Raw genomic sequence first — 13,460 nt, forward strand, 5'->3', positions numbered from 1 at the left:
GACGGGCGACGGGCGACGGGCGACGGGCGACGGGCGACGGGCGACGGGCGACGGGCGACGGGCGACGGGCGACGGGCGACGGGCGACGGGCGACGGGCGACGGCGGACCATAACCCCACTCCGCCTTTGGACCTGACATCACCACCGACTCACGACGGATGCCGACCCCGGATCCCGCTGTCGCTCCCTTGAGTCGTTGGAGCCGTCAGCTCCAAAGCACCTCGAGAAACCATCACCGTCAGGAACGGCGAGGTGTGGCCCCACCTGCGAACTTGATGACGCAGCCGACTCAGCGTGGAGTCCGCCCCGCGCGGCACCGCCGACCCGGGGCCTGAACCGTTCACGGCATCAAGTTCGTAGCGTGCGAAGCGATACCGCCCTCGGCGCCGCGGAGGCCTGGGGCGCGGGAAGGCCCGGAGGGCGGGAAGGTGCGGAGGTCGGAAGGTGCGGAGGGCGGGAACGCGCGGAGTCAGGGCAGGGCGGTGAGGGTCTGCTCGAGGCGGCGCCAGACGTGACTGCGCCAGCCGCCGTCAAGGAGCGTGAACGTGCGCCGCTGCACCGGGTCGTCCGGGTCGAAGCCGGAGTGCTCCAGGAACAGCCGGGTGCCCCGCCCCTCGGGCACCAGCGTCCAGCTGACCACGGTGTCCAGGCGGCCGCCCCGCCAGGCCCAGCGCAACCGGCGCGGCTCGTCCAGCTCCAGCACCTCGCAGTGGACCACGCCGTCGAAGCCCTGACCGGGTCGCGGGGTGGTGCGGAAGCTGAACCGGTGCCCCGGGACGGGCCGGAAGTCGTTCGGCATGAGCCAGCGGGCCAGCAGATCAGAATCGGTCAGCGCCCGCCAGACCTTGGCCGGCGGGTGCGGCAGGAACTGGTCGAGGGCGATCGCCGTCGACTCAGTCATCGGGCAGGCCGTCCAGCACCTCGCGCAGGTCGGCCAGGCGGGCCCGCCAGAACTGCTCGTACGGGCCGAGCCAGTCGGCCACCTGGCGCAACGGCTCGGGCCGCAGTGCGTAGAACCGCTGCCGGCCGACCGGCTGTTCGGTCACCAGCCCGGCGTCCTTGAGCACCCGCAGGTGCTCGGAGAGGCTGGGCCGGCGCATCTCGAAGTGGTCGGCGAGCCGCTGCACCGGCTGTTCACCCCGTTCGAGCAGCAGCCGGAGCACCTCCCGCCGGGTGGGGTTGGCCAGCGCCGCGAAGACGTCCCCCTCAGACACGGGTGGCCTGGAGCACGATGCCGTTGCCGTCCGGGTCGTCGAAGGTGACGTACCGGCCCCAGGGGGCGGTCTGGATGCCGTCGTCGGCGAAGACCACGCCCCGCTCGCGCAGCCGGGCCACGTCGGCGTCGAGGTCGTCGGTCTCCAGCACCAGGCCCTTGAGCGAGCCGGGTGGCATGGTGGGGAACCAGGTGACCAGGGTCAGCGCCGTCGCGGCGCCCTTCGGGGCGACCTGGACCCAGCGACCGCCGGGCCCCATCGGGTTGTCCCAGACGAGGTCGAAGCCGAGGACGTCGACGTAGAAGTCGCGGGCCCGGTCCTGGTCGCTGACGGGCACGGAGAGGAGTTGCACGTGGGTCACGGTCATGCCACCACAATAGGTAGGAGATTTCCTACCAGTCAAGCCGGGCTCCAAACCGCCCGGCGCCTCACTTGAGCTGGCCCGCGGTGAGGCCGGCCTGGATCTGCCGCTGGAACGTCACGTACACCACCAGCACCGGCAGCGTGGCGATGGTCAGACCGGCGAACAGTCCGCTGAAGTCACCCTGGTAGCCCTGGCTCACCGCGAGCGCCGTGAGGCCCTGGGCCAGCACGTACTTCGAGTCGTCGCCCTGCATGAGCACCTGCGGCAGGATGAACTGGTTCCAGTGGCTCAGGAAGTTGAAGATCGCCACACTGATCAGTCCCGGACGCGCCATCGGCAGCATCACCCGGAAGAAGAGCCGGAAGTGACCACACCCGTCGATCAGGGCGGCCTCCGCGACCGCGGTCGGCAGGGTGCGGAAGAACGCGGTCAGGAAGAACACCGTGAACGGCAGGGAGTACGCCGCGTACACCAGGATGAGGCCGGTCCAGGTGCCGAGCAGGCCGGCGTTGCGGACCACGAAGAAGAGCGGCACGAGGGCCAGGAAGACCGGGAACATCATGCCGCCGACGAACAGGTAGTAGGCCAGCTGACGGCCGCGGAAGTCGTAGCGCGCGAAGACGTACGCCGCGGTCGCGCCGAGCAGCATCGTCAGCGTGAGCGAACCGGCCACCACGATGGCGCTGTTCAGGAAGTACCGGCCGATGTGCGCCTCGGTCCAGGCCCGGGTCCAGTTCTCCAGGCGCAGCGCGCCGGGCAGGCCCCACGGGTCGGAGAGGATCTCACCGTCGCTCTTGAACGAGCTGAGGAACATCCACAGCAGCGGTAGCACGGTCAGCGCGCCCCAGACCAGCAGGAAGCCGTGCGACGCGACCTTCACCACGCCCCGCTCGCGGCGGGGCGGCCCGGGGTCGCGGCGGGTCGGGCCCGGCTCGGCGCCCGTCGTGGCGGGCCTGTCCAGGGTGGTCACGAATATTCGATCCTCTCGCGCCGGGCGGCCCGCAGCGCCAGCACCGCCACCGTGAGGGTCAGGAAGAACATCACCACGCCGATCGCCGAGGCGTACCCGAACTTGCTCTCGCTGCCGAACGCGGTCTCGTACATCCGCAGCCCGATCACGTCGGAGGAGAAGTTCGGTCCCCCGTTCGTCATCTGCTGCACCAGGATGAAGCCGTCCAGCGCGGCGATGGCCAGGTAGATCCAGGCGACCTGCACGGTGTCCCAGAGCAGCGGCACGGTGATCCGGCGCAGCGTGACCCAGCGGGACGCGCCGTCGAGCAGCACCGCCTCGTAGATGTCCCGCGGGATGGCCGACATCGCGGCACCGAAGAGCACCACGTAGAAGCCCACGTTGCTCCAGACCATCACCGCCAGCACGCACCAGAAGGCGGTGCGCGGATCGCCGAGCCAGGTCGGGGTGGGCAGGCCGACGGCGCGCAGCGCGCCGTTGAGCAGGCCGTTGTTCGGGTGGTAGATCTCCCGCCAGAGCAGCGCGATGATGACCACCGAGAGCACCTGCGGGAAGAAGTAGACCAGCCGGTAGACGGCGGCGCCGCGGACCCCGGTCACCCCGGCCCGGTCGCCGCGACCACCCATCGACAGCATGGTGGCGAAGAACAGGCCGAGTCCGATGGTCAGCACCGGCACCACGGCGAGCAGGATGGCGTTGTTGCTGACCGCGTTCCACACCCGGCCGTCGTGCAGCATGGCGCGGAAGTTGGCCAGGCCGACCGGGTCGGCCTGGGCCGAGTAGCCCAGCCAGCTCGTCGTCGAGATCTGGAACGCCTGCAGGTACGGCGAGATCACGAACAGGACGTAGAGCGCCAGCGGCGGCACCAGGAACGCGATGATCAGCGGGTACTTGCCATGTCGCACGAGGGGGATCCTCCTCCAACCGGCCGGGGCGGTGGGGGCGGGCCGAGGCCCACCCCCACCTGACGGCTACGCGGCCCGCTTGTACTTCTTGATCGAGCTGTCCTGGGCGATCGAGTCGGCGCCCTTCTGGCACTGGTCGAGGAACTCGGCCGGGCCGATCCGCCCGCTGAAGAACTCGCCGCAGGCGGCGTCAACGAGCTCCCGCTCCAGCTTGCGGTAGTAGTTGTTGTAGACCCAGTTGAAGCCGTTCGAGCCGGACGCGTCCAACGCCTTCGCCACGGTGCTCAGGCCGAACGGCAGCTCGACGCCCTCGGTCGCGCCGGCGACCACGGGCAGGCTGGAGACCTTCTTGGTGAAGTCCTGGGAGCCCTTCTTGGACAGCATCACCCGCATGTACTCCAGGCCGCCGGCGAGGTTCTTGGCCTTGGCCGGGACGATGAACGGCTCGCCCGCGGTGCCCCGGATCGCCTCGAACGGCAGCTTGTCGCCGGTGCCCAGGCTGGGCGTGGGCACGACGGTCATGTTGAAGCCGGCCGGGGTGACCTTCGCCTGCTCGTTCTCCAGCCAGGAGCCGCAGGAGATGAAAGCGGCCTTGCCCTGGCACCAGGCCGTCTGGGACTGGATGTGGTCCAGGCCCGGCGAACCGTCCAGGATGTACTTGTCCTTCACGATCTGGTGCCACGCGTCGGCGGCCGCCTTCATCGCGTCGGACTTCCACGCGTTCGGCTCGAGGTTGTCGATCGCCATCGCCACCGACGGTCCGCCGAGCTTGATCGCGGTGGAGATCAGCGGCCAGCTCATGTAGCGGGGGTGCTTGCCCGCGTACGTCCACGGCGCGATGCCGGCGGCCTTGATCTGCTTGCAGAGCGCGATGTGCTCGTCCCAGGTCTTCGCGTACTGCCAGTTGCGCTCCGTGAAGAGCTTGGTGGAGTACCAGATGCCGTACGCGGTGTAGGTGTAGTTGAGGACGAGGAACTTGCCGTCGTACGAGCCGACCTCGACGGTGCCGGGAAGCAGGGTGTCGCGCACCTTCTTGCCGGGGATGTCGAGGCTCGGGGCGTCGAGCAGTTCGCTCAGGTCGGCGACGGCGTTCTGGCTGACCAGGCCGTTGAAGTCGATCTGGCCGGCGCCGGAGTTGTTCACCACGTCCGGCGGGTTGCCGTCGACGAAGCGCGGCTGCAGGGTCTTGTTGATCTCCTGCGTGGCGGAGTGCTTGATCTCCGCCTTGGGGTACTTCTCCTTGTACAGGGCCTCGTGGGCCTTGGCGTACTCCTCGCCGAAGCCGCCGTTGAAGATCACCACCTCGAGCGGGGCGTCCTCCTTGACGCCGAGCGGGTTCTGCTCGCTCTTGGTGCCCTTGTAGGTGTCGGTGTCCTTCTTGTCGCCGCCGCCGGAGGTGGCGCAGCCGGCGAGCAGGCCGGCGGCGGGGGTGGCCAGCAGGCTGGCGGCGGCGGTGCGCCGCAGGATCTCACGCCTGTTCATCGCTTCTCCTCGGTTCGGGTACGGGGCGGCCCGCCGAGGGTGGGGGTACGGCGGCCGCGACGTCGAGGCACGGTGGGGTTACGCGTTGCTTGTCTTCAGTTCATTCTGTATTGCTGAAGAATTTCTACGACAGGAGGGCGCGGACCACAAGACCCGACGACCGAACCGTTATCACCACGGACAAACATCCGCTGGCATAGCCTGGCGCCATGCGCCGCCTGCGGCAGCTCGCCGAGCGCACACCGCCCAGCCGGGAGCGCTACGCCGACCTGCTCCGGGCGCTCGCCATCACCCTGGTCGTCCTCGGCCACTGGATCATCAGCGTGATCGGGCGTGACCAGGCCGGCCACCCCACCGGGCACTCCGCGCTGGGCGACCTCCCCTGGGCCTGGCCGCTGACCTGGGGGGTCCAGGTGATGCCGGTCTTCTTCCTGGTCGGGGGTTACGCCAACGCCGCCGCGCTGACATCCTGGCGATCCCGAGGTGGGGACGCCACCGGCTGGCTGATCGACCGCAGCAGCCGGTTGATCCGTCCCACCACCGCGCTGCTGGTGGTGCTGGCGGCCGGCTCGGCGGTGGCCCGGCTGCGCGGCGTCGACGCCGCCGAGATCCGCACGGTGGTCTGGTTCGCCACCATCCCGCTCTGGTTCCTCGTCGCCTACCTGGTGGTGGCCCCGCTGACCCCCGTCATGTACGCGCTGCACCGCCGCGCCGGCCTGGTCGTACCGCTGGTGCTGGTCGGGCTGGTCGCGCTCGGCGACCTGGGCCGGATCCTCGGCCCGGACAGGCTGGCCACCGGGAACTACCTCTTCGGCTGGCTGGCCGTCCACCAGCTCGGCTTCGCCTGGTACGACGCCCGGCGCGCGAGCCAGGCATCGGGCCGGGGTGACGGTGACCGGCCCGGACTGCGCCGGCGACGGCTGCCCACCTCGCGGCACGCCGGGGCGGTGCTGCTGCTCGTGGGGCTGGTCGCGCTGGTGCTGTTGACCCGCGTCGGGCCGTACCCGGTGGCGATGCTGAACGTGCCGGGCGAGCGCCTGGACAACACCGCCCCGCCCAGCCTGGCGCTGCTCGCGGCGGCCACCGCGCAGCTCGGGCTCATCCTGCTGCTGCAGAATCCGGCGCGGCGGTGGCTGCATCGCCGCGGCCCCTGGCAGGCGGTGATCGCGGTGAACGCGGTGGTGCTGACCGTCTTCCTCTGGCACCTGACCGCCGCCGTCCTGCTGGTCGGCCTGCTGGACGCCCTGGGGACGCTGCCCACCCCGCAGGGTGCCACGGCGGCCTGGTGGGCCTGGCGGGTGCCCTGGCTGCTCGCCCTGGCCGTGGTGCTGGCCGCGCTGGTCGCCGTGTTCGGCCCGATCGAGGCCCGCACCCGCCGGCACGCTCCGGCGAGCACCGCCGGCCCGGTCCGGACCGCACTGGTCGCGATCGGCTACGCGGGCCCGGTCGCCGGGCTGCTGATGAACAGCCTCACCGGCAAGACCGCGCCGGAGCCGCTGGGGCTGCCCGCCCCGGCGCTGGTGGCGTACCTGGCCGGGGCGGGGGTGCTGCGACTGCTCAGGTCTGGGTGGGGAAGCCGAGGTTGACCCCGCCGTGCCGGGGATCGAGCCAGCGACTGGTGACCACCTTGCCCCGGGTGAAGAAGGCCACCCCCTCGGCGCCGTGCGCGTGCAGGTCGCCGAAGAGCGACGCCTTCCAGCCACCGAACGAGTAGTACGCCATCGGCACCGGGATCGGCACGTTGATGCCGACCATGCCGACCTCCACCTCGTGCTGGTACCGCCGGGCGGCCCCGCCGTCGTTGGTGAAGATCGCCGTGCCGTTGCCGTACGGGTTCGCGTTCACGAGGTCGACCGCCTCGTCGTACGAGCCGACCCGCACGACGCTGAGCACCGGACCGAAGATCTCGTCGGTGTAGATCGACATCTCCGGGGTGACGTGGTCGAAGAGGGTCGGGCCGAGCCAGAACCCCCCGCCGTCCCCGTCCGGGGCGACGTCCCGCCCGTCCACCACCGGCACCGCGCCGGCCGCGATCCCGGACTCCACGTAGCTGCGGACCCGCTCGGCGTGCGCGGCGGTGACCAGCGGACCCATGTCACAGCCCCGCCGGCCGTCCCCGGTGCGCAGCCGGGCCATCCGCTCGGCGATCTTCGCGACCAGGGCGTCGGCGACGGGCTCCACCGCGACCAGCGCGGAGATCGCCATGCACCGCTCCCCCGCCGAGCCGAAGCCGGCGTTGACCGCCGCGTCGGCGGCCAGGTCGAGGTCGGCATCGGGGAGCACCACCATGTGGTTCTTCGCCCCGCCCAGCGCCTGCACCCGCTTGCCGGTCAGCGCGGCGCGCTGGTGCACGTACCGGGCGACCGGGGTGGACCCGACGAACGACACCGCCTTGACCCCGGGGTGGTCGAGCAGGGCGTCGACCGCCTCCTTGTCGCCGTTGACCACGTTGAGCACACCGTCCGGCAGGCCCGCCTCGCTGAACCACTCGGCCAGCAGCAGCGCCGCGCTCGGGTCCTTCTCGCTGGGCTTGAGCACCACCGCGTTGCCGCAGGCGACGGCGACCGGCACGAACCAGAGCGGCACCATCGCCGGGAAGTTGAACGGCGAGATCACCGCCACCACGCCCAGCGGCTGGCGCAGGCTGTACGAGTCGACCTCGGTGGAGACGTTCTCGCTGAAGCCGCCGCGCAGGGCGGACGAGATGCCGCAGGCGTACTCGATCACCTCCAGGCCCCGCTGCACCTCGCCGGCGGCGTCCGCGAGCACCTTGCCGTGCTCGGCGGTGATCGCCTCGGCGAGCCGGTCACGCCGGGCGTGGACCAGCTCGCGGAAGGCGAACAGCACCGCCGTCCGCTTGGCCAGCGACGCGTCCCGCCAGGCCCGCGCGGCCCGCTCGGCGGCCTCCACCGCGCCCGCCACGTCCGAGGCGGAAGCCAACGCCACCAGCCTGGTACGCCGGCCGGTGGCCGGGTCGAAGACGTCCCCGCGCCGCTCCGAGTCGCCGACCACCCGCTTGCCGTCGACGAAGTGCCCGATGACCGTCGTGCTCATGCCGCCACCTCCGCCGCCGCGCAGCTACGGATCGCGTCGACCAGGATGGCCAGGCCCTCCCGGGCCTCGTCCTCGGTCAGCGTCAGCGGCGGGCCCATCCGCACCACGTTGCCGTAGAGGCCGCCCTTGCCGACCAGCAGACCGCCGGCCCGGCACGCCTCGAAGACCCGGGCGGTGAGCGCCGGGTCGGGCTCGCTGGTGCCCGGCCGGACGAACTCGACGCCGAGCATCAGGCCCTTGCCGCGGACCTCGGCGACGCAGTCGAGGTCGGCCAGCGCGGCCCGCAGGCCGTCACCGAGGATCGCGCCCACCCGCTCGGCGTTCGCCTGCAGGTCGTGCTCGAGCAGGTAGTCGAGGACCGCGTTGCCGGCCGCCGTGGAGATCGGGTTGCCGCCGAAGGTGGAGAAGCTGATCGCCGGCACCGCCTCCAGCACGTCGGCCCGGCCGACCACGCCGGCCAGGGCGAAGCCGTTGCCGATGCCCTTGGCGAAGGTGAGCAGGTCCGGGGTGACGCCGTGCGCCTGGTAGCCCCAGAAGTGCTCGCCGGTCCGTCCCCAGCCGGTCTGCACCTCGTCGCTGATCAGCAGGATGCCGTGCTCGTCGAGCACCTTCTTCCAGCCCGCGAAGAGCCCGTCCGGGCCGTGCACGAACCCGCCGACGCCCTGGATCGGCTCGGCGATCAGGCAGGCCACATCGCCGGCGGTCTGGGTGGCGAGCACCTCGCGCAGGTCCTCCACCGCCGCGTCGATCCGGTCCGCCTCGTCCAGCCGGGCCAACAGGCCGCGCAGCCGCTCGCCGGAGTGCAGCCAGGCCACCTGGAGCGGGTTGAGCCCGCTCGCCGACCAGCTGCGGTTGCCGGTCACGCCCATCGCCGCGTACGACCGGCCGTGGTAGCTGTTGCGCACCGCGAGGATCTGGTGCGAGCGGCGGTAGTTGGTGGCCACCAGCAGTGCCGCCTCGTTCGCCTCCGTACCGGAGTTGGTGAAGAAGACCCGCGCGTCGGGGATGCCGGAGACCCGGGCGATCTTCTCGGCCAGCTCCACCTGCTGCCGGATCAGGTAGAGGGTGGAGCTGTGCACGATGCCGGTGCGCAACTGCCGCTCCACCGCGTCCCGGATCTCCGGGATGTCGTAACCGATCATGTTGGTCAGCACGCCGCCGAAGAAGTCCAGGTAGCTGCGGCCCTGGGCGTCGGTCACCCGGCGGCCCGAGCCGGCGACCAGCTCGATCGGTTCGGCGTAGTAGAGCGGCATCCAGGACGGGAGCACGGCCCGGTGCCGGGCCAGCAGATCGTCGGAGGTCATCGTCGCACCCTTCAGCGGCGGTTGGTCCTCGCACGCTCTCACCACCCGGTGAGGGGGACAACTGTCACTGTGTAGCGCAGCGAGCCCGTCCGCCTGACACCGCGTCAACCCACACTGCTGCGGTTTCCGGAGCCGAACCTGCCCGGCGCCCACCTTTCCGCTGGCCGTCGGACCGGCCGGCCACTCGATCCGCAGCACCGGACGGCGGGCACCCACGGGGTAGCGACGATCCACAACGACCGGTGCCCGCGTACGGACGGGCGGTAGCATCCGCCGGGTGCGGACGACGGAGGTGGCGCTGCCGGCCGGCGCGACGGGAACGACCGACGGGGAACTCGCGGCGGGCGTACGGGCCTGGGTGGACTCGCCGCCGCTGCGCGCCCTGGTGGGGCACTTCGGCGGTGACTGGCCGGCCGGCGACCTGCCGGCGGTGCTGGCCGGGCTGGACGACTTCTCCGCCCGGCACTGGGACTTCCGGCAGGGCCGGGAACGACCCGAGGCCCGGGAGCCCGCCTTCGACCCGGCCACCGCCCGGCTGGTGCTCGACGCCGCGGCGGCGCTGGGCCTGGTCCGGCCCGTCCCGCCGGCCCTGCCCGGGTACGCCCACCTGCTGGTGCTCGGCGGGCTGGCGCACGCCTGCCTGCGGCGCACCGCGTACGCCGCGCACCTGGCACGCACGGTCGCCGGGATCTCCGGCGAAGTGGCGGCGCTGGGCAGTTGCCGGGCGCTCTCCCCGGCCGAGTCGCGGACGCTCGCCGATGCCGGGATCACCGGCTGCGTGACCGAGGTGGACGCCCTCGACGCGGGCGTACGCGCCGCGTTCGGGGTGACGACGCCGAGCGAGGAGACCGGCGAGGGGGCGGACCACCCGCACCGGGCCTGGTCCTCGCGCACCTACCGCCCGGCCGGGCTGCCCCCGGTGCGGGTGCTTGCCGCCCCGTCGAGCGAGCCGGACCGGCGCCGGGCGCACACCGCCGACACCCAGCGGTTCTGGGCGGAACACGTCCGGCTGCGGGCCGGCGACCCGGTGCTCATGGTGACCGCGCCGATCTACGTGCCGTTCCAGCACTGCGACGCGCTGCGCACCCTCGCCGTGCCGTACCGGTGCGGGATCGACACGGTCGGGGTGGACCCGAGGCTGGCGGCAGTGACCGGGCTGCCGGAGCCCACGCTGACCCCGGGCCGGTACCTGCAGGAGATCCGGTCCGCGATCCGGTCGATGCGCGCCCTGCAGGCGGTGCTGCCGCCCGGCTGACAGTGCGGCGGCACCCGCCGGGCGCCCGGCACCGCCGGACGCCGGTCCCGCGGGGACGGCCTGACTCGGGCTCAGCGGGCGGTGTCGGTGACCGCCTGCGCGAAGACCTCGGAGCGGTGCTCGAAGTTGCGGAACTGCCCGTAGCTCGGCGCGGCCGGGGAGAGCAGCACCACCCCGCCGGCCGGGGTGAGCTTGCGGGACAGTCCCACCGCGGCGACCAGGTCCTCGGCGAGCTCGGTCCGCACCGCCGGCAGCCCGGCGAGCGCCTCGACGATCCGGGGGCCGCTGTCCGGGATGCCGATGACGGTGATCTCCCGCTCGGCCAGGTGGTCGCGCAGCGGGGTGTAGTCGAGGCCCCGGTCCGTCCCGCCGACGATCACGGTGAGCGGCCGCCCCTCGTACGCGTCGATCGCGTGCATGGCCGCGTACGGGCTGGTGGCCAGGGTGTCGTCGACGAAGGTGAGGCCGGACGGGTCGGGGATCTCGGTGAGCCGGTGGGCCAGGCCCTGGAACTCGGCGACCGCCACCGCGAGGGTGTCCTTGGCGGCCACCACGTCCACGCCGAGCGCGTCCAGCACGGCGAGGGCGACGCAGAGGTTGCCCTCGTTGTGCCGGCCGACCAGCGGCAGCACCGCGCGCGGGAAGAGCGGCTGGTCCCGCAGGTGGAACCAGGGGGCGCCGTCCGGACCGGAGGCGACGTGGGCGGCGTCGGGCAACCCGGCCCGCACCGCGGCCCGGTCCCCCAACTCCAGCGCGAGCCGCGGGTCCGCGCCGTTGACCACCACGGCGTGCGGGCCGTGCGCGAGCAGGTTCAGCTTGTCCCGGTAGTACTCCCGCTCGCCGCCGTGCGCGTCGAGGTGCTCGGGGAACAGCGCGGTGACCACGGCCACCCGAGGGGAGTCGCTCAGGTCGGCGCACTGGTAGCTGGACAGCTCCAGCACGTACAGCTCGGCCTCGGGCAGGTCGAGCAGCGGCACGCCGATGTTGCCGCCGAAGACGTTGGGCCGGCCCGCCGCGGTCAGCAGGTGGCTGATCAGGCTGGACGTGGTGCTCTTGCCCTTGCTGCCGGTGACCCCCACCGTCCGGTCCGCGTGGTCGGCCATCCAGAGCGCGCTGCCCTGGGTGATCGGGACGTCCCGGTGCCGCAGCTCGACCAGCCACGGGTGGGTGTTCGGCACGCCGGGCGAGCGGACCACCACGTCGGCCGCGACCAGCCGCTCGAAGCCCGCCTCCCCGGTGACCAGCGGCGCGGCCTCCGCCAGCGCCCCCTCCCAGGGCAGCGTGAGGAAGTTCGCACTGTCGTCGACCACGACCAGCTCGGCCGGGCCGTGCGCGGCGATAGCGGTCACCGCGGCCCGGCCCTCCCGGCCGGCTCCCCAGACGGCGACATGACGTCCGCGCAGATCAGACAGGCGCACAGGCTCTCCTCGGGGGTCGCGACGGCGGTCGGCGGGCGCGGTCCGACGCAGCCGGACACGGCCGGACGAACCAGGGCCTAGTATGGCGTGTGCCCAACGAGCAGCTCCGGCGGATGGACGCCTTCACCTTCCCGTCCTACTCGATCGACTTCGCCACCGGCGAGGCGTTGTTCGACTACGCTCTCACCGGCCCGGAGGGCGAGCAGCGATTCACCGAGGTGATCACCTTCCCGCTGCCGGCCGAGCCGGTGTCGGACGAGACCGCAGCCACCGTCAACCGGGTCCTGGACCTGCTGCACATCGTCGCCGGGGTCAGCTACTACAAGGCCGCCGCGCCGCACCGGCTGGTGCTGCCGGCGCCGCTGGGCGCGGCCGCCGTCAAGCTGGTCACCGCCGTCTACACCAAGGGCCTCGCCGAGTACGCGTACCGCAACCAGCTCCCGCACGTGCTGGAGCTGCGCCCGGGGGTGCCGGCCGGCGAGGTCACCCCACCTCGGGTGTACGACGACTCGGACCGGCGCCCGCTGTGCGCGGTCGGCGGCGGCAAGGACTCGATCGTCAGCCTGGAGGCGCTGCGCCGGGCCGGCTTCGACCCGGTGCCCTTCTCGGTCAACCCCAACCACGTCATCGTCTCGGTCAATGAGGCGTCCGATCTGGTGCCGCTGGCCGCCCGGCGGCGGATCGACCCGGTGCTGTTCGACCTCAACGCGGCTGGCGCGCGCAACGGGCACATTCCGGTCACCGCGATCAACTCGCTGATCGCGGTCGCCACCGCCGTGCTGCACGGCCTCGGCCCGGTGGTGATGTCCAACGAGCGCTCGGCGTCCGACCCGAACCTGGTCTGGCAGGGGCACGAGATCAACCACCAGTGGTCCAAGGGCGTCGAGGCGGAGGGATTGCTGCGGGCGGCCCTCGCCGAGTACGCCGGGCTCACCGAGCCGTACTTCTCGCTGCTGCGGTCGCTGTCGGAGCTGCACATCGCCCGGCTCTTCGCCGAGATCGACCGGTACGACGCCGTGGTGACCAGCTGCAACGCGGCGTTCAAGCTGCGCGACGCGAGCGAACGCTGGTGCCGGAACTGCCCGAAGTGCCGGTTCGTCTTCCTGGCCATGGCGCCGTTCATGCCCCGGGAGCGGCTGACGAGGATCTTCGGCGGCGACCTGCTCGCCGACGAGGCGCAGATCCCCGGCTACCGCGAGCTGCTCGGCGTGGACGGGCACAAGCCGTTCGAGTGCGTCGGCGAGGTCGAGGAGTCGGTGGTGGCGCTCAGCCTGCTCGCCGAGCAGGACCACTGGCGCGACGCCCCGGTGGTGCGGGCCCTGGTGGCGGCGGTGCCCGAGACCGCCTGGTCGGCCGCGGCCACCTCGGACGTCTTCACCCCGGCCGGCCCCACCTTCGTCCCCCCCGCCTACGCCAAGGCCCTGACCACCCTCGCCTGACCCCGACCTCACCCGCGCGCCGCCCGTCGGCGTTGATCATGAGGTTGGCTGAACG

Annotated in this window: 12 protein-coding genes; 3 read left to right on the plus strand and 9 right to left on the minus strand. The window is 72.3% G+C overall.

What is annotated here, in order from left to right:
* Window positions 1-469: 469 nt before the first annotated feature.
* From ACFYM6_RS22170 to ngcE, 6 genes are all read right to left on the minus strand, one after another.
* Window positions 470-901, minus strand: a complete 432-nt coding sequence (locus ACFYM6_RS22170) for an SRPBCC domain-containing protein (RefSeq protein ID WP_387278230.1) — start codon at window positions 899-901, stop codon at window positions 470-472.
* On the minus strand, window positions 894-1,214 hold the full coding sequence (locus ACFYM6_RS22175) for a metalloregulator ArsR/SmtB family transcription factor (RefSeq protein WP_357441941.1): 321 nt from the start codon (window positions 1,212-1,214) through the stop codon (window positions 894-896). Before ACFYM6_RS22175 ends, ACFYM6_RS22170 begins: the two co-directional genes overlap by 8 nt.
* Window positions 1,207-1,581, minus strand: a complete 375-nt coding sequence (locus ACFYM6_RS22180; protein ID WP_387278233.1) for a glyoxalase superfamily protein — start codon at window positions 1,579-1,581, stop codon at window positions 1,207-1,209. The genes ACFYM6_RS22175 and ACFYM6_RS22180 overlap by 8 nt, the downstream gene beginning before the upstream one ends.
* 61 nt (window positions 1,582-1,642) lie before the next feature.
* Window positions 1,643-2,548, minus strand: coding sequence for a carbohydrate ABC transporter permease (locus ACFYM6_RS22185; protein ID WP_387278235.1), 906 nt, complete (start codon window positions 2,546-2,548; stop codon window positions 1,643-1,645).
* A complete protein-coding gene (locus ACFYM6_RS22190) occupies window positions 2,545-3,453 on the minus strand; it encodes a carbohydrate ABC transporter permease (protein ID WP_387278237.1) in 909 nt (302 codons plus the stop codon). The genes ACFYM6_RS22185 and ACFYM6_RS22190 overlap by 4 nt, the downstream gene beginning before the upstream one ends.
* A gap of 66 nt (window positions 3,454-3,519) precedes the next feature.
* Entirely contained in the window at window positions 3,520-4,935 is a 1,416-nt protein-coding gene (ngcE, locus tag ACFYM6_RS22195) for an N-acetylglucosamine/diacetylchitobiose ABC transporter substrate-binding protein (protein ID WP_387278239.1), read from the minus strand.
* 209 nt (window positions 4,936-5,144) lie between these two features.
* Here ngcE and ACFYM6_RS22200 point away from each other — a divergent pair, with 209 nt between their 5' ends.
* On the plus strand, window positions 5,145-6,521 hold the full coding sequence (locus ACFYM6_RS22200; RefSeq protein ID WP_387278241.1) for an acyltransferase: 1,377 nt from the start codon (window positions 5,145-5,147) through the stop codon (window positions 6,519-6,521).
* Here ACFYM6_RS22200 and ACFYM6_RS22205 read toward each other — a convergent pair.
* A complete protein-coding gene (locus ACFYM6_RS22205) occupies window positions 6,493-7,989 on the minus strand; it encodes a CoA-acylating methylmalonate-semialdehyde dehydrogenase (protein WP_387278243.1) in 1,497 nt (498 codons plus the stop codon). The genes ACFYM6_RS22200 and ACFYM6_RS22205 overlap by 29 nt on opposite strands.
* Complete coding sequence (locus ACFYM6_RS22210; protein ID WP_387278244.1) at window positions 7,986-9,293, minus strand: aspartate aminotransferase family protein; 1,308 nt, start codon at window positions 9,291-9,293, stop codon at window positions 7,986-7,988. The genes ACFYM6_RS22205 and ACFYM6_RS22210 overlap by 4 nt, the downstream gene beginning before the upstream one ends.
* A 277-nt stretch (window positions 9,294-9,570) precedes the next feature.
* On the opposite strand from ACFYM6_RS22210, the gene ACFYM6_RS22215 reads away from it, so the two are divergent.
* Window positions 9,571-10,548, plus strand: coding sequence for a hypothetical protein (locus ACFYM6_RS22215; protein ID WP_387278246.1), 978 nt, complete (start codon window positions 9,571-9,573; stop codon window positions 10,546-10,548).
* A gap of 71 nt (window positions 10,549-10,619) precedes the next feature.
* On the opposite strand, the gene murD is transcribed toward ACFYM6_RS22215, so the two are convergent.
* Complete coding sequence (murD, locus tag ACFYM6_RS22220; protein ID WP_387278248.1) at window positions 10,620-11,966, minus strand: UDP-N-acetylmuramoyl-L-alanine--D-glutamate ligase; 1,347 nt, start codon at window positions 11,964-11,966, stop codon at window positions 10,620-10,622.
* Window positions 11,967-12,055: 89 nt separating this feature from the next.
* Here murD and ACFYM6_RS22225 point away from each other — a divergent pair, with 89 nt between their 5' ends.
* Window positions 12,056-13,405 (plus strand): hypothetical protein, encoded by a 1,350-nt coding sequence (locus tag ACFYM6_RS22225; RefSeq protein WP_387278250.1) that lies wholly within the window; start codon window positions 12,056-12,058, stop codon window positions 13,403-13,405.
* Window positions 13,406-13,460: the final 55 nt, after the last annotated feature.

The organism is Micromonospora sp. NPDC006431, from assembly GCF_042870725.1.
In the GTDB taxonomy this organism is placed as follows: domain Bacteria; phylum Actinomycetota; class Actinomycetes; order Mycobacteriales; family Micromonosporaceae; genus Micromonospora.

Excerpts from the sequence above, each read along its gene's own strand:
- ACFYM6_RS22170 (WP_387278230.1), bottom strand. The coding sequence starts at position 901 with ATGACTGAGTCGACGGCGATCGCCCTCGACCAGTTCCTGCCGCACCCG.
- ACFYM6_RS22180 (WP_387278233.1), bottom strand. The coding sequence starts at position 1,581 with ATGACCGTGACCCACGTGCAACTCCTCTCCGTGCCCGTCAGCGACCAG.
- ngcE (WP_387278239.1), bottom strand. The coding sequence starts at position 4,935 with ATGAACAGGCGTGAGATCCTGCGGCGCACCGCCGCCGCCAGCCTGCTG.
- ACFYM6_RS22200 (WP_387278241.1), top strand. The coding sequence starts at position 5,145 with ATGCGCCGCCTGCGGCAGCTCGCCGAGCGCACACCGCCCAGCCGGGAG.
- ACFYM6_RS22205 (WP_387278243.1), bottom strand. The coding sequence starts at position 7,989 with ATGAGCACGACGGTCATCGGGCACTTCGTCGACGGCAAGCGGGTGGTC.
- ACFYM6_RS22210 (WP_387278244.1), bottom strand. The coding sequence starts at position 9,293 with ATGACCTCCGACGATCTGCTGGCCCGGCACCGGGCCGTGCTCCCGTCC.